Below are 15,821 nucleotides of genomic sequence, written 5' to 3' on the forward strand. Positions count from 1 at the left end.
CGGCGGCCTCCTCCGGGCTCAGCAGGAGTCCGCCCAGCTCACGTTCTACGAGGGGACGCGGGATCATCGTGCGGGTGGGTGTCGCCGAATCCGCGCTGCTGGGACGGACGCATCATTCGTTACCAGAAAGCATCGTTCATCGTTATCACGAAACACCGTTTCCCTCACCCAAGGGTGGGCGCCGCTCCCGCACCATGGGTCGCGCAGCGTTTCGATTGGGGGACTTCATGCGACGAACGAAAGCAGCGATCCTCGGTCTGTGCATCCTGGTCACCGGATGCGCCGGTTCGGTCAGCAGCGCGGATTCGGCGACACCCACCCGCACGATGATCCCGCGTCCCCTCGTCGAACGTGAGCTGGGCGGACTCCTGCTGAGCCCGGAGGAGGCCGCCGCCACGATGGGCGTGCCGGCGATGACGGTCACCGAGTCACGGACGACGATGGCGGACAACAGCGCGATCATGTCGCCGCCCGAATGCCTGGCGATCGACGGCGCCGCCGAGCAGGTCGTCTACGCCGCCAGCGGATTCCAGGCCGAACGGGACCAGAGCCTCAACGACGGCGACGGCTGGAAGCACTATCTCAAGCAGTCGGTGGTGCTCTTCCCGTATCTGGAGAAGGCCGCCGAGTTCTTCGACGCTTCGGTCCAGCAATGGCCGGCCTGTAGCCGCTACACCCACACCCAGAGCGGCACGCAGTGGTCGGTCGGCCGGATCACCGAGCACGAGCGCACATTGAGCACGGTGGCCATGCAACAGGACGCCGCCGCGCCGGGCTGGGGCTGCGGCCGTGCCCTGATCCACCGCAACAACGTGATCGTCGACGTCAACACGTGCAGCGCCGCACCGGGTGACTCGGCGGTGCGGATCGCCGAGCAGATCGCCGCCAACGTCGACGCGCAATGGTAGGCGCCGAAACCAAGCCTTCTGCAACAAAATCCGTGGCCGGCGGGCGGTGACGCTGCTAGATTCCCCGCGATAACCCATGACGCCCTTCCGAGCGCCCAGTAGGCGCGGCCCGCTGCTGCTGATCCTGTTCGCCGCGTTGATGGCCGGCGCGGGCAACGGCATCTCGATCGTCGCGTTCCCGTGGCTGGTGTTGCAGCGCAACGGTTCCGCGCTCGACGCGTCGATCGTCGCGATGGCGGGCACCCTGCCGCTGCTGGCCGCCACCCTGCTCGCCGGCGCAGCCGTCGACTTCCTCGGCCGGCGCCGGGTGTCGATGATCTCCGACGCGCTGTCGGCGCTGTCGGTGGCGGCCGTACCGGTGCTGGCCCTGGTGTTCGGCGCGGACGTCGTCAACGTCGGCGTGCTGGCGGCGCTCGCGGCGCTCGGCGCGTTCTTCGACCCCGCCGGGATGACGGCCCGCGAGACGATGCTGCCCGAGGCGGCCACCCGCGCCGGGTGGACGCTCGACCGGGCCAACAGCGTGTTCGAGGCGGTCTTCAACCTGGCCTACATCGTCGGGCCCGGTATCGGCGGCCTGCTCATCGCGACCCTCGGCGGCATCGACACGATGTGGGTCACGGCGGGCGCGTTCGTGCTGTCGATACTCGCGATCGGTGCGCTGCAGCTGGAGGGCGCGGATCGCCCGGACCCGGCGGCGCTGACGGACGGGGTGTGGGCCGGCATCGTCGAGGGGCTGCGCTTCGTGTGGGACAACAAGGTGCTGCGCACGCTGGCGGTCATCGACCTGGCCGCGACCGGCCTGTACATGCCGATGGAGAGCGTGCTGTTCCCGAAGTACTTCACCGACCGCGACGAGCCGGCGCAACTGGGCTGGGTGTTGATGGCGTTGAGTGTCGGGGGCCTCGCCGGCGCCCTCGGTTACGCGGTGATGTCGCGATACCTGAGACGGCGCACCGTGATGCTGACGGCGGTGCTCACGCTCGGCGTGGTGATGACGGTCATCGCGTTTCTGCCGCCGCTGCCGGTCATCCTGGTGCTGTCCGCGATCGTCGGATTCGTCTACGGCCCGATCGCGCCGATCTACAACTACGCGATGCAGACCCGGGCCCCGCAGCGCTTGCGCGGCCGCGTGGTCGGGGTGATGGGGTCGCTCGCCTACGCCGCGGGCCCACTCGGCCTGATCCTGGCGGGCCCGCTGGCCGACGCGGCGGGGCTGCACGTCACGTTCCTGGCGTTGTCGTTACCGATGCTGGCGCTGGGCGTCGTGGCGGTGTTCCTGCCCGCGCTGCGCGACCTGGATCTCGACCCCAGACCGGACTCGGGCGTCGGCTGACGTGCCCGCCGTGGCCTCCCGCCGGCCGGTCCTACACTGGCGGCTGTGCAACCGCTGGCCAGCCTGATCGCCGAACTGCCCGAGAACACGGTCGTCACCGATCCCGACATCGTGGCGTCCTACCGCCAGGACCGTGCCGCCGATCCGAGCGCGGGCACCCCGCTGGCCGTCGTGCGGCCGCGGCGCACCGAGGAGGTCCAGACGGTGCTGCGGTGGGCCAGCGCTCACCGGATCGCGGTCGTCCCGCGCGGCATGGGCACCGGATTGTCCGGTGGCGCAACGGCTCTGGACGGCGGGATCGTGTTGTCCACCGAGAAGATGCGCGACATCACCGTCGACCCCGTCACCCGCACCGCGGTCGCCCAACCCGGGTTGCTCAACGCCGAGGTGAAGAAGGCCGTCGCCGAGTACGGCCTGTGGTATCCGCCGGACCCGTCGTCGTTCGAGATCTGCAGCATCGGCGGCAACATCGCCACCAACGCCGGCGGGCTGTGCTGCGTGAAGTACGGCGTGACCACCGACTACGTGCTCGGCCTGCAGGTGGTGCTCGCCGACGGCACGGCCGTTCGGCTCGGCGGGCCGCGGCTCAAGGACGTCGCGGGGCTGTCGCTGACGAAGTTGTTCGTCGGCAGCGAGGGCACGCTCGGCGTGGTCACCGAGGTGACGCTCAAGCTGCTGCCCGCCCAGAGCGGGGCCTGCACCGTGGTCGCGACCTTCGGCTCGGTCGAGGACGCCGCCGACGCCGTCGTCACCATCACCGGCAAGATCCGGCCGTCCATGCTGGAGTTCATGGACTCCGCGGCCATCAACGCCGTCGAGGACAAGTTGAAGATGGGACTGGACCGGGACGCCGGGGCCATGATGGTCGCGGCGAGCGACGACCGCGGCCCCGCCGGCGCCCAGGACGCCGAGTTCATGGCCGAGGTGTTCACGAAACACGGTGCCAAAGAGGTCTTCTCGACCTCGGATCCCGACGAGGGCGAGGCGTTCGTCGCCGCCCGCCGATTTGCGATACCAGCGGTGGAGGCCAAGGGCGCGCTGCTGCTGGAAGACGTGGGGGTGCCGCTGCCCGCGCTCGCCGAACTGGTCAGCGGCGTCGAGAAGATCGCGGGCAATCACGACGTGATGATCTCGGTGATCGCGCATGCCGGCGACGGCAACACCCACCCGCTGATCGTGTTCGATCCCACCGACGCCGCGATGGAGCACCGTGCACAGCAGGCGTTCGGCGAGATCATGGAGCTGGCCGTCCGGCTGGGCGGCACGATCACCGGGGAACACGGCGTCGGCCGGATGAAGCGGCCCTGGCTGGCCCATCAGCTCGGCCCCGAGGCGATGGAACTCAACCGCCGGATCAAGCAGGCGCTCGACCCCGACGGCATCCTCAACCCCGGGGCCGCGATCTGAGTCGTTGACATCGACGACGCCGTGTCGTACGAATAAGACATGACGGCTACTTTGTCTCACCGTTCGCCGGCACAGTTCGTGCCCGCCGACGCGGACACGTGGTGGGACCCGTGGCCGATGTACCGGGCGTTGCGCGACCTCGACCCGGTACACCACGTCGTCCCCACCGACCGGCCCGAGCACGACTATTACGTGCTGTCCCGCCATGCCGACATCTGGGCCGCCGCCCGCGACCACCAGACGTTCTCGTCGGCGCTCGGACTGACCGTCAACTACGGCGAGCTCGACCTGATCGGCCTGGCCGACAACCCGCCGATGGTGATGCAGGACCCGCCGGTGCACACCGAGTTCCGCAAGCTGGTCGCACGCGGCTTCACGCCGCGTCAGGTGGAGGCGGTGGAGCCGAAAGTCCGTGCGTACGTGAAAGAGCGAGTCGAGCGGATCCTCGCGAACGGCGGCGGCGACATCGTCGCCGAACTGTTCAAGCCGCTGCCGTCGATGGTGGTCGCCCACTACCTGGGTGTGCCGGAACAGGACCGGGGCCGGTTCGACGCTTGGACGGATGCCATCGTGGCGGCCAACACCAGCGCAGGCGGGGTCGGCGCGGCACTGGGCACGCTCGGGGATGCGCTCGGCGAGATGATGGCCTACTTCACCGCGCTCATCGAGCGCCGCCGCGCCGAACCGGAGGACGACACGGTGTCGCATCTGGTCGCCGCGGGAGTGGGTGCCGACGGCGACATCGCCGGGGTGCTGTCGATCCTGGCCTTCACGTTCACGATGGTCACCGGCGGCAACGACACGACCACCGGCATGCTCGGCGGCTCGGTCCAGCTGCTGCACCAGCGTCCCGACCAGCGTGCGCTGCTGAGCCGGAACCCGGACCTGATCCCCGACGCGGTCGACGAGTTCCTGCGGCTGACCTCGCCGGTGCAGATGCTGGGCCGCACCGTGACCCGCGACGTGACGATCGGTGACGTCACGATCCCCGAAGGCCGGCGCGTGATGTTCCTGTACGGATCGGGCAACCGCGACGAGCGCCAGTACGGCGATGACGCCGGTGAACTCGACGTCACCCGGCGGCCACGCAACATCCTGACGTTCAGTCACGGCGCACACCACTGCCTCGGCGCCGCCGCGGCACGGATGCAGTCCCGGGTGGCACTGACCGAGCTGCTGACCCGCATCCCGGAGTTCGAGGTCGACGAATCCGGAATCACTTGGGCCGGAGGCAGTTACGTGCGTCGCCCGGTGTCGTTGCCGTTCACGGTGGCGTGCTGATGGCAGGAGACTGGCTGGCCGCGCGCCGCACCGAGGTGGCCGCCGACCGCATCCTCGACGCTGCGGGCGAACTGTTCGCCGCGCAACCGGCGGCCACGGTCGGTATGCACGAGATCGCCTCGGCCGCAGGCTGTTCCCGCGCGACGCTGTATCGCTACTTCGAGAACCGCGAGGCCCTCTACACCGCTTACGTGCACCGGGAGGCCTACCGGCTCTATCGCGAGATGGCCGATCACATCATGTCTTTCGCCGATCCCAGGGAGAGGCTGATCGAGGGCATGCTGTCGTCGCTGCGCAACGTGCGCCAGAGCCCTGCGCTGGCATCCTGGTTCGCCACCGCCCAGCGTCCGATCGGCGGCGAGATGGCCGAACAGTCCGAGGTGATCAAGGCGCTCACCGAGGCGTTCGTGATCTCACTGGGTCCCGACGAGTCCCGCCTCGTCGCGCACCGGGCGCGCTGGCTGGTGCGGGTGATGACCTCGCTGCTGGTGTTCCCGGGCCACGACGAAGCCGACGAGCGCAGCATGCTCGAGGAGTTCGTCGTGCCGATCGTGCTGCCCGCTCAGGAGGCCGGTCAGGCGACCCAGTAAGCCTGTGCCTTGATGGACTTGCGCGGGATCTTGTAGTCCTCGCGCAGCAGCTTGGCGACCGCACGGGTGGTGCGGTTGTCGCACGCCACCCAACCGAAGTGCTCGGAGGCGTCGAAGGCCGCGGATGCCACGGCCGACACCAGCGCCTCGCCGGCGTTCTTGCGGTCCACCCAGGTCACGTCGGCGCTGCGCCGTACCGGGAGTTGCTTGTCATCGTCGTGGGCGGCTTCGAGGAAGATCCGCGCCGGCGCGTCGCCGATCGCGTCGAGCAGCGAGTTGATGGCGGGCAGCGACGCGCTGTCACCGACGATGACGTAGCCGGCCGGCCGCGGCTCCGGCAGCGCGAAGTTGCTGCCCAGCACGGTGACCTCGATGGTGTCGCCGGGCTGGGCCTGCTCCGCCCACCGCGACGCGACCCCGTCGTGCAGCGCGAACTCGACATCCACGGTGTCGTGCTCGGGATCCGGGTTGACCAGGGTGTAGCCGCGCTGGTGCAGCTTGTCGCCGTCGGAGAACCACATCCGGATCCACATCGTCGGGTGCAGCGGACGATCCTCCAACAGTCCGCCGGCCCGGAAGCTCAGCCGCAGATAGTGCGGACTGACCTGGGTCCGCCCGGTGACCGTGAGCTCGTAGTCGCCGGCACGCAGCAGCTTGAGCACCGCACCCGCGAACCCACGCGACTTCTTGGTGTCCGTCATGAGGTGAGCGTAACCTAACTCGGGTGGGCGCCGGGGCGCCCCGATCAGGCCCGGACGCGGGTGAAGCGGTGCAGCAACCACGCCAGCGGGATCGTCACCACGAGCGTGCCGAAGAACAGCATCCACACCGACCCGGTGTAGATCGGGTAGCGCAGGATCTCCACCATCACCAGCTCCATCGTGACGAGATGGATCAGGAAGATCTCGTAGGAGATCTCCCCCAGGAACACCATCGGCCGACTCGCCATCAGGCGCGTGTACCAGCCCTGCCCGCCGACGCCGTTGCGGCCCGTGAGAGCCAGCGGCGCGACCACCAGCGTCGCGATCACCGCGTAGAACACCGTCTTGGCCAGCGCCTCGCGCAGTTCCGCCGGCGAGGTGGTCGGTTCACCGGCGATCGGGGTGGACGCGATGAAGTAGCACACCACCGCCAGCGGCACACATGCCAGTGCGTAGGCCCGGACGCCCAGCGGCTGCAACGCGGCCAGCAGCATGCCGCCGACGAACCACGCCAGGTAGCCGGGCAACCACAGTTTGGCCCCGTCGGGCAGGAACGTGGTGTTGTGCACCAGCCACATCCACGCCGGGGACACCAGGGCCAGCGCCGCCAGTCCGGTCAGCAGCAGCCCCGGCCGCCAACCCCGCCGGCACAGCACCACCAGCAGCAGGTAGGCCAGCGCGGGAAGCACTACGTAAAAGGCGACCTCCACCGCCAGGCTCCACATCTGCGTGAGCCCTTGGTGCAGAAAGGCATACAGGTAGTTGTCGGTGTAGATCTGGGTCAGCGTGAGATTGCGGAACAACCCCTCCCACGTGTGCCCGGGGTTCGGGCCGGCGGTGCGGAAGTGGTAGACCAGGTACGCGGCCAGGACCGTGACGACGTAGGCGGGCATGATGCGCCGCACCCGGTGCCAGGCGTAGCGGGTCACCGACGGCGGCGGTGTGCCCGCCGCGGCAGACTTGGTCCACGGCGAGAACAACAGGAACCCCGACAGCACGAAGAAGATCGGCACCCCGATCTCCATGCGCGAGAACACCAGTCCCACATAACCCTGCGGGTACTTGCCCGTGGTGTACGCGGCGTGGGTGAGGACCACCAGCAGCGCGGCGACCGCACGGATCCCGGTCAGGGACGCGACGCGGCCCCGAGTGGTGACCGACTCGAGTCCGCCTCCGGTGTCGACGTCGCCGGCCCCGCGGGACCGGCGGTCCCGGTCCGACAACGTCACTTCGGCTTGTGCTTCCCCCGATGCGGTTTCGGCCCGCGATCGGGTTCGAGGTGGATCAGCTGACCCTGGATCCTGGTGTTCTCCAGGGCCTTCAGCGTCTTGTGCGGCAGCTTGGCGGGCAGTTCCACCAGCGAGTGGTCGACCTTGATCGTGATGTGGCCGAAGTCGCTGCGGTGCAGACCGCCCTCGTTGGCGATCGCGCCCACGATGGCGCCCGGGGCGACCTTGTGGCGCTTGCCGACCGCGATGCGGTAGGTGGCGAGGTCGCTGCGCCGCTCCCGCGGCTTTCGCGGCCCTCGGTCCTCGGCGTCGCGCTCGCGGCGCTCGCGTCGCTTCTCCGGCGGGGGTTCCGTCATCAGGAACTCCTCACCGTCACGACTCTGCAGCGCCAGCGCGGCCGCGATGTCGGCCATCGGCACGTCGTGGTCGCGCTCGTACGCCTCGATCAGGGTGCGGAACAGGTCGATGCCGGGCTTGTCCAGCGCGTCGGTGATCGAGTCACGGAACTTCGCGACCCGCTTCTCGTTGACGTCCTCGACCGACGGCAGTTCGGACTCCACCAGCTTCTGCCGGGTGACACGCTCGATCGCGCCGAGCAGGTGGCGTTCCCTCGGTGTCACGAACAGCAGCGCCGTGCCCGACCGTCCCGCGCGTCCCGTGCGCCCGATCCGGTGCACATAGGACTCCGGGTCGTGCGGGATGTCGAAGTTCACCACGTGCGAGATGCGCTCGACGTCCAGGCCGCGGGCCGCGACGTCGGTGGCGACCAGGATGTCGATGGTCCCGTCCTTGAGCTGCGCGATGGTGCGTTCGCGGACCCCCTGCGGGATGTCGCCGTTGATCGCCGCCGCGGCGAATCCCCGGGCGCGAAGCTTCTCGGCGACCTCCTCGGTGGCCTGCTTGGTGCGGACGAACACGATCATCGCGTCGCCCTGCTCGGTCTCCAGCAGCCTGGTCAGCGCGTCCATCTTGCGCGGGTACGACACCAGGAAGTAGCGCTGGGTGATGTTCTCGGCGGTCTGGGTCTTCGATTTGACCGTGACCTCGACCGGATCGTGCAGGTACTTGGCGGTGATCTTCTTGATCGCGGGCGGCATGGTCGCCGAGAACAGCGCGACCTGCTTGTACTCCGGGGTGTCGGCCAGGATGCGCTCGACGTCCTCGGCGAATCCCATCTGCAGCATCTCGTCGGCCTCGTCGAGCACCAGGTAGTCCAGATGAGAGAGGTCCAGGCTGCCCTTCTCCAGGTGGTCGATCACCCGGCCCGGAGTGCCGACGACGACCTGCGCGCCGCGCTTGAGTCCGGCCAGCTGCGGCACGTAGGACGAACCGCCGTAGATCGGCAGCACGTTGACGCGCAGCTGGGCGCCGTACCGGCCGAACGCCTCCGCGACCTGCAGCGCGAGCTCACGGGTCGGGGCCAGGACCAGCGCCTGGGTGTGCCGGCTGTCGGTGTCGATCTTGGACAGGATCGGGATCGCGAACGCGGCCGTCTTGCCGGTGCCGGTCTGGGCCAGACCGACGACGTCGGACCCTTCCAGCATCGCCGGGATGGTGGCCGCCTGGATCGGCGAGGGCGACTCATAGCCGACGTCGGCGACGGCCTGCAGCACCGAAGGGTGAATCCGCAGGTCGGCAAAGGTCAGGTCAGCCGGCGTGGGCTCCGCATTCGTCGACGTCATCGTGGTGGAAGTCTAGTGGCTCTCCCGCGGTCTTCCCGCCCGCCGCCCTGCGCGCCTTCCCCCGCCCGGCAGCGGGTCCCGGTACGGTGCCCAACTGTGAAATGGGCGGCGACCATCGGCTCCCTGCTGGGAGCGGCAGCGCTGACCGCCACGGCCTGCAGTCCGGGCGATTCGACCGTGTCCACCACCCCCCTGCCGAGCACCGGCGCCGCCGTGGTGTCGACGACGCCCCCGCCAGCGCCGACGGGGCCGCCGCCGGGTCCCGCGGCCGCCGACGACCCGTGTGCCACCGACCTCGCCGCACCGGAGATCGCCAGAGCGGTCTCCGAACTGCCTCGCGACCCGCGCAGCAACCAGGCCTGGAGTCCTGAGCCGCTGGCGGGCAACTACAACGAGTGCGCACAGTTGTCGGCGGTGATCGTCAAGGCCAACACCAACGCGGAGAACCCGAACACCCGCGCGGTGCTGTTCCACCAGGGCAAGTTCATCCCCACCGGGGTTCCCGACACGTACGGATTCAACGGGCTGGACACGACCCAGAGCACCGGGGACACCGTCGCGCTGAAGTACTCCGGCGGTATGCCCGGACTGGACAGCGTCGTGAAGTTCCGGTGGAACGGCGGCGGCGTCGAGCTGATCGGCAACACGCCGGGCTGAGTCCCCACCCGCATTCGCGGCTCCCCCGTTTTCCTGCCCCTGTACTGGGTATATGTCAGGGACGCGGAAATTGACGCTCGCGGAGGAGTGGACCCATGGAAGACGCACTACGAGACATGTGGCGGTCGGTCGCCACATTCGCACCCAAGCTGTTGGTATTCATCGTCATCGTGGTGGTGGGCTGGATCATCGCCAAGCTGATCGCCAAGGCCATCGACAAAGTTCTGGAGCGGATCGGCTTCGACCGTGCCGTCGAACGCGGCGGCATCAGGCGCGCTCTGGAGCAGAGCCGCTACGACGCGTCGACGATCGTCAGCAAGATCGTCTACTACGCGCTGCTGCTGTTCGTCCTCCAGCTGGCATTCGGCGTCTTCGGTCCCAACCCCGTCAGCGCGCTGCTGACCGGCGTGATCTCCTTCCTGCCGAAGCTGCTCGTCGCGTTGGTCATCATCGTGATCGCCGCCGCGATCGCCGCGGCCGTGCGCGACATCGTGTCCAACGCGCTGAGCGGACTGTCCTACGGGCGCGCGCTCGCCACCATCGCCAGCGTCTTCATCCTCGGCCTGGGCATCATCGCCGCGCTCAACCAGGTCGGCATCGCGCTCACCGTCACCCTGCCCGTGCTCGTCGCGATCCTCGGCACCATCGGGGGCATCCTGGTCGTCGGAGTCGGCGGCGGGCTGATCAAGCCGATGCAGCAACGGTGGGAGGACTATCTGACCCGCGCCGAGCGCGAGGGACGCAGGCTGCGGGAGGAATCCGACCGCCGCACGACGGGACGGCCGGCGCACCAGGCGCCGTCGTACAGCGGTGTGACGACGCCCGCGCCCAGCACCTACGGGGAGACCGGCCGGCAGCCCTACGAGCCGTCGTATCAACCCACCCAGCAGCCGTACCAGCCGTCGCAACAGCCCACCCAACAGCCCTACCAACCGTCCCAACAGCCCTACCAGCCGCCCGCGCCGGGGTATTCCGGTCCCCAGTAGCGGCCCGCCCGGACCAGTTCCCCGGGGGCTGTCGGCGGGCTCGCCTACAGTGGCTGCGTGTTCGTCGCCACCGACGCAGATGACGTCCGCGTCGTCTACAGCGCCTCGGACCTGGCTGCCGCCGCGCGCTGCGAGTACGCGCTGCTGCGCTCGTTCGACGCCCGGCTGGGGTGGGGGCCGGCCGTGTCGTCCGACGACGAATTGCTGGCCCGCACCGCAACTCTCGGCGACGAGCACGAACAGCGCCACCTCGACGCGCTCCGGCACGACGCCGACGTCGCGGTCATCGGGAGGCCCAAGTACACGGTGGCCGGCCTGACCGCCGCCGCCGAGCAGACCAGACAGGCGATCGAACGTCGAGCACCGGTCATCTACCAGGCCGCCATGTTCGACGGCCGGTTCGTCGGGTTCGCCGACTTCCTGATCCTGGAAGACCCGCAAGACCCGGCCGACGGCCCCCGCTACCGCCTCCGCGACACCAAGCTGGCCCGCTCGGTCAAGGTCGAGGCGCTGCTGCAGATGGCCGCCTACGTCGAAACCCTCACCGCCGCAGGGGTTCCCGTCGCCGACGAGGTCGACCTGGTGCTCGGTGACGGCACCACGGTCAGTTACCCCGTCGACGAGTTGCTGCCGGTCTACCGGCCGCGGCGGGACGCGCTCCAGCAGCTGCTCGACGACCATCTGTCCGGCGGCCGGGCGGTGGCCTGGGAGGACGAGCACGTCCGCGCGTGCTTCCGCTGCTCCGAATGCGAACCGCAGGTCCGCGCCCACGACGACCTGCTGCTCGTCGCCGGGATGCGGGTCAGGCAGCGGGCGCGGCTGCTCGACGCCGGCATCACCACGGTGCGCGACCTGGCCGCACACCAGGGCCCCGTCCCCGAACTGTCGGCCCGCACCGTCGCGGCGTTGTCGGCACAGGCCCGGCTGCAACTCGCCGACCGGGTGGACGGCAAACCGCCGTACGAACTCGTCGACGCCCAACCGTTGATGGCGCTGCCCGACGCCGACCGCGGCGACCTGTTCTTCGACTTCGAGGGTGATCCGCTGTGGACCGGGGAACGCCGCGAATGGGGGCTGGAATACCTGTGGGGTGTACTGACCGTCGACGACGAGTTCCACCCCCTCTGGGCTCACGACCGTCCCGCGGAACGTCGGGCCCTCACGGACTTCCTCACACTGGTGCGCAAGCGCAGGCGCCGCTACCCGCGCATGCACATCTATCACTACGCCGCCTACGAGAAGAGCACGCTGTTGCGGCTGGCCGGCCGCTACGGCGAGGGTGAGCGCGAGATCGACGAGCTTCTGCGCGACGGCGTGCTCGTGGACCTGTATCCGCTGGTGCGCAAGAGCATCCGGGTCGGCACCGAGAACTACAGCATCAAATCGCTGGAGCCGCTGTACATGGGCACCGAGCTGCGTGACGGCGAGGTCACCACCGCGACCGCGTCGATCACCGAGTACGCCCGCTACTGCGAGTTGCTCGACCAGGGCCGCACCGACGACGCCGCGACGGTGCTGAAGGAGATCGAGGAGTACAACCGCTACGACTGCCGCTCGACGCGCCGCCTGCGTGACTGGTTGATGGCCCGGGCCATCGAGTGCGGGGTGCCGCCACGCGGCCCGATGCCGATCGCGGCCACGACGCAGACCCGAGACGCGGTGACCGGCCCCGCCGATCAGGTCGAACGCAAACTCCTGAAGTTCGCCGGCGACGGCATCGAAACCCGCACGCCCGAGCAGGCCGCTGTCGCGATGGTGGCCGCCGCCAAGGGTTTTCACAAGCGGGAGGACAAACCGTTCTGGTGGGCGCACTTCGACCGGGTCAACAACCCGGTCGACGAATGGGCCGACGACGGCGGCGTGTTCGTCGCCGAGGACCACGAGATCGTCGCCGACTGGCACAAGCCGCCGAAGGCGCGCAAGCCGCAACGCCACGTCCGGTTGTTCGGCGAGGTCGCCACCGGTGAGGTCACCCGGGAGATGTACGCGCTCTACGACCCGCCGTCACCGGCGGGGCTGGGCGACGACCCGGACCGGCGGGCGTTCGGGTCGGTGACGGTCACCGAGTGCGACGATCCCGAAACGCCCACCGAGGTCGTCATCGTCGAGCGGCAGCCCAAGGGCGGCGACGTGTTCACCCAGGTGCCGTTCGCCCTCACGCCCGGCCCGCCGATCAGCACCGCCCAGCTGCAGGACGCGATCGCCGAGACCGCGGCGGTGATCGCGGCCGGGTTGCCGCGCCTGCCCGCCGACGGACTCACCGACATCCTGCTGCGGCGGGCGCCCCGCACCCGCAGCGGCGCCGCGCTGCCGCGCACCGGCGACTCCGTCGCCGACATCACCGCCGCGCTGCTGGACCTCGACTCGTCGTATCTGGCCGTCCACGGCCCACCGGGCACCGGCAAGACGCACACGTCGGCGAAGGTGATCGCGACACTGATCGGCGAGCACGGCTGGCGGGTCGGGGTGGTGGCGCAGTCGCACGCGGTGGTGGAGAACCTCTTCGGCGACGTGATGAAGGCCGGTGTCGACGGCGCCCGCGTCGGCAAGAAGCTGCACACCGTCAGCACCGGCTGGACCGCGCTGGACCGCGACGACTACGCGTCGTTCCTATGCCAGAACGGTTGTGTCATCGGCGGTACCGCGTGGGACTTCGCCAATTCCAACAAGATCGCCCGCGGCAGCCTCGACCTGCTGGTGATCGAGGAGGCCGGGCAGTTCAGCCTGGCCAACACCGTCGCGGTGGCACCGTCGGCGCGCAACCTGCTGCTGCTCGGCGACCCGCAACAACTCCCCCAGGTCAGTCAGGGCACCCACCCCGAACCCGTCGACGGCTCCGCGCTGGGCTGGCTGGTCGACGGCCATCACACGCTGCCGCCCGAACGCGGATACTTTCTGGACCGCTCCTACCGCATGCACCCCGATGTGTGCCGGGCGGTGTCCCGGCTGTCCTACGACGGGCGGCTGCTCTCCAGCGAGAACGTCACCGCCGCCCGCCGCCTCGCGGGGGTCGCGCCGGGCGTGCGCACGCTGGCCGTCGATCACCTCGGCAACGCGACCGAGAGCCCGGAGGAGGCCGACGCGATCGTCGCCGCGATCACCGGCCTGCTCGGCGCGGAATGGTCCGACGAGCACGGCACCCGGCCGCTGGCTCAGCACGACGTGCTCGTCGTGACCCCCTACAACGCGCAGGTGCTGCTGGCCCGCCGCCGCCTCGACGCGGCGGGGCTGACCGAGGTGCGGGCGGGCACGGTCGACAAGTTCCAGGGCCAGCAGGCGCCCGTGGTGTTCGTGTCGATGACGGCGTCCTCGATCGACGACGTACCGCGCGGGATCGCGTTCCTGCTCAACAGGAATCGCCTCAACGTCGCGGTGAGCCGGGCGAAGTACCTGGCGGTGGTCGTGCGCTCGCGGCACCTGACCGACTATCTGCCGGGCACGCCGGAGCGGCTCAGGGAGCTCGGCGCGTTCCTGTCCCTGTCCGCCGCCGAGGCCACCACGAAGCCATCCGGCCTTCGGTACGTTGGCGGGGATGACCGGGATCGAGGCTGATTACCTCGTCGTTGGGGCGGGCGCGATGGGGATGGCGTTCGTCGACACCCTGTTGACCGAGACCGGCGCGACCATCGTGCTCGTCGACCGGAACCATCAGCCCGGCGGGCACTGGAACTCGGTGTATCCCTTCGTCCGGTTGCACCAGCCGTCGGCCTACTACGGCGTGAACTCGCAGTCCCTCGGTGACGAGGACGCGATCGACCGCAGCGGCCTCAACGAGGGTTTCTTCGAACTGGCCACCGGGCACGAGGTGTGCGCCTACTACGACCGGGTCATGCGCAACCACCTGCTGCCGACCGGGCGCCTCACCTATTTCCCGATGGCACGCTATTTGGGGGACAACAGCTTTCGCACCCTCGACGGCGAACAGCACCGGGTGACGGTGCGGCGCCGGACCGTCGACGCCACCTACCTGCTGACCGTCGTGCAGTCCATGCGCCCGGCGCCGTTCTCGGCTGCCGACGGGATCGACGTCATCGCCCCCAACGACCTGCCCCGGTACGCGCCGGGCCACGACCACTTCACGATCGTGGGCGGCGGCAAGACCGGGATGGACTGCTGCCTGTGGCTGTTGGGCAACGGTGTGCCGCCCGGCAAGCTGCGCTGGGTCCGCCCACGCGAGTCGTGGCTGCTGAACCGGGCCGACATCCAACCGGGTCCGCGGTTCGCCGATCAGCTGCGCGCCGCGGTCACCACGCGGATGCGGGCGATCTCCGAAGCGAGCACACTCGACGACCTCTTCGCCCGGCTGGAAGACGCCGGGATCCTGCTGCGCCTCGACCCTGCGGTCCGCCCGACCATGTACCACTGCGCCATCGTGTCGCGGCGCGAACTGGAGCGTCTGCGCCTGATCGAGGACGTGGTGCGGCTCGGTCACATCGACCGTGTCGACCCCGACCGCATCCAGCTGCGGGACGGAACCGTTCCGGTCACGGCCGCGTCGCTGTACGTGGACTGCACCACCCGGGGGCTGCCCCGTCCCCCGTCGGTGCCGGTGTTCGACGGTGACCGCATCACGCTGCAGAGCGTGCGCAGCTGCCAGCAGGTGTTCAGCTCGGCGTTCATCGCGCACGTCGAGGCGGCCTATCCCGACGACGCCACCCGCAACGCGTTGTGCGCGCCGGTCCCGCATCCCGACGCGCCGGTGGACTGGCTGCGGCATGCGTTGGCCGACAACGCCGCGCAGCTGCGCTGGCTACAGGATCCGGACCTGACGGAGTGGCTGCGGTCCGCGCGCCTCAATGCGGCGCGGGACCTGTTCCCGGTGTTCCCGCCGGGCAAGGAGCGGGTACGTGCCAAGGCGCTGGGCGCCCTCGCCGTGGCGCTGCGCGCCACCAACGATTCACTGACCGCACTGATGAACGGCTAGGACTCTGCTGAATAAGGGGGTGTGGAGTGTGGCCGTTAGTGCGCTCTGGATGCCGGCTCGGGGTTGGCGGCGAGATTTCAGCTTGGGTGTGTTGGTGTCGAACGGGACCTGATGTTGGGTGTC

The 15,821-nt window shown here is 69.5% G+C and carries 12 protein-coding genes and 1 pseudogene; 9 read left to right on the forward strand and 4 right to left on the reverse strand.

The features are described from left to right. Positions 1-97 (reverse strand): annotated as a pseudogene (locus tag ASJ79_RS34930) (sensor domain-containing protein); the annotation flags it as partial. A 130-nt stretch (positions 98-227) separates the two neighbouring features. Between ASJ79_RS34930 and ASJ79_RS03485 the strand changes: the two are divergent. From ASJ79_RS03485 to ASJ79_RS03505, 5 genes are all read left to right on the forward strand, one after another. Further along, on the forward strand, positions 228-908 hold the full coding sequence (locus ASJ79_RS03485; protein ID WP_067953232.1) for a sensor domain-containing protein: 681 nt from the start codon (positions 228-230) through the stop codon (positions 906-908). Between the two features lie 76 nt (positions 909-984). Further along, positions 985-2,241: an MFS transporter gene (locus tag ASJ79_RS03490; protein WP_067953234.1), complete on the forward strand. Its 1,257-nt coding sequence runs from the start codon at positions 985-987 to the stop codon at positions 2,239-2,241. A gap of 45 nt (positions 2,242-2,286) precedes the next feature. Further along, entirely contained in the window at positions 2,287-3,648 is a 1,362-nt protein-coding gene (locus ASJ79_RS03495; RefSeq protein ID WP_067953237.1) for an FAD-binding oxidoreductase, read from the forward strand. Positions 3,649-3,687: 39 nt separating this feature from the next. Continuing rightward, complete coding sequence (locus tag ASJ79_RS03500; protein ID WP_067953239.1) at positions 3,688-4,929, forward strand: cytochrome P450; 1,242 nt, start codon at positions 3,688-3,690, stop codon at positions 4,927-4,929. After that, entirely contained in the window at positions 4,929-5,519 is a 591-nt protein-coding gene (locus ASJ79_RS03505) for a TetR/AcrR family transcriptional regulator (protein ID WP_067953250.1), read from the forward strand. Before ASJ79_RS03500 ends, ASJ79_RS03505 begins: the two co-directional genes overlap by 1 nt. Here ASJ79_RS03505 and ASJ79_RS03510 read toward each other — a convergent pair. From ASJ79_RS03510 to ASJ79_RS03520, 3 genes are read right to left on the reverse strand one after another with little or no spacing between them, the layout of a single operon-like run. Next, on the reverse strand, positions 5,504-6,220 hold the full coding sequence (locus ASJ79_RS03510; RefSeq protein WP_067953240.1) for a siderophore-interacting protein: 717 nt from the start codon (positions 6,218-6,220) through the stop codon (positions 5,504-5,506). The genes ASJ79_RS03505 and ASJ79_RS03510 overlap by 16 nt on opposite strands. A 44-nt stretch (positions 6,221-6,264) precedes the next feature. Then, positions 6,265-7,449: an acyltransferase gene (locus tag ASJ79_RS03515; RefSeq protein ID WP_197420056.1), complete on the reverse strand. Its 1,185-nt coding sequence runs from the start codon at positions 7,447-7,449 to the stop codon at positions 6,265-6,267. Further along, a complete protein-coding gene (locus ASJ79_RS03520; RefSeq protein WP_067953242.1) occupies positions 7,446-9,131 on the reverse strand; it encodes a DEAD/DEAH box helicase in 1,686 nt (561 codons plus the stop codon). Before ASJ79_RS03520 ends, ASJ79_RS03515 begins: the two co-directional genes overlap by 4 nt. Before the next feature lie 96 nt (positions 9,132-9,227). Between ASJ79_RS03520 and ASJ79_RS03525 the strand changes: the two genes are divergently transcribed. From ASJ79_RS03525 to ASJ79_RS03540, 4 genes are all read left to right on the forward strand, one after another. Further along, on the forward strand, positions 9,228-9,788 hold the full coding sequence (locus tag ASJ79_RS03525; protein WP_067953244.1) for an LppP/LprE family lipoprotein: 561 nt from the start codon (positions 9,228-9,230) through the stop codon (positions 9,786-9,788). 95 nt (positions 9,789-9,883) lie between these two features. Next, positions 9,884-10,774, forward strand: coding sequence for a hypothetical protein (locus ASJ79_RS03530; protein WP_231750706.1), 891 nt, complete (start codon positions 9,884-9,886; stop codon positions 10,772-10,774). 57 nt (positions 10,775-10,831) lie between these two features. After that, positions 10,832-14,326 (forward strand): TM0106 family RecB-like putative nuclease, encoded by a 3,495-nt coding sequence (locus tag ASJ79_RS03535; RefSeq protein ID WP_067953246.1) that lies wholly within the window; start codon positions 10,832-10,834, stop codon positions 14,324-14,326. After that, positions 14,307-15,698, forward strand: coding sequence for an NAD(P)-binding protein (locus ASJ79_RS03540; RefSeq protein ID WP_067953248.1), 1,392 nt, complete (start codon positions 14,307-14,309; stop codon positions 15,696-15,698). Before ASJ79_RS03535 ends, ASJ79_RS03540 begins: the two co-directional genes overlap by 20 nt. Positions 15,699-15,821: the final 123 nt, after the last annotated feature.

Origin of the sequence: Mycobacterium sp. NAZ190054 (assembly GCF_001545925.1) — a bacterium.
In the GTDB taxonomy this organism is placed as follows: Bacteria; Actinomycetota; Actinomycetes; order Mycobacteriales; family Mycobacteriaceae; genus Mycobacterium.

Coding starts and splice junctions, on each gene's coding strand:
- ASJ79_RS03505 (WP_067953250.1), top strand. CDS start 4,929: ATGGCAGGAGACTGGCTGGCCGCGCGCCGCACCGAGGTGGCCGCCGAC.
- ASJ79_RS03490 (WP_067953234.1), top strand. CDS start 985: ATGACGCCCTTCCGAGCGCCCAGTAGGCGCGGCCCGCTGCTGCTGATC.
- ASJ79_RS03510 (WP_067953240.1), bottom strand. CDS start 6,220: ATGACGGACACCAAGAAGTCGCGTGGGTTCGCGGGTGCGGTGCTCAAG.
- ASJ79_RS03485 (WP_067953232.1), top strand. CDS start 228: ATGCGACGAACGAAAGCAGCGATCCTCGGTCTGTGCATCCTGGTCACC.
- ASJ79_RS03540 (WP_067953248.1), top strand. CDS start 14,307: ATGACCGGGATCGAGGCTGATTACCTCGTCGTTGGGGCGGGCGCGATG.
- ASJ79_RS03500 (WP_067953239.1), top strand. CDS start 3,688: ATGACGGCTACTTTGTCTCACCGTTCGCCGGCACAGTTCGTGCCCGCC.
- ASJ79_RS03520 (WP_067953242.1), bottom strand. CDS start 9,131: ATGACGTCGACGAATGCGGAGCCCACGCCGGCTGACCTGACCTTTGCC.
- ASJ79_RS03530 (WP_231750706.1), top strand. CDS start 9,884: ATGGAAGACGCACTACGAGACATGTGGCGGTCGGTCGCCACATTCGCA.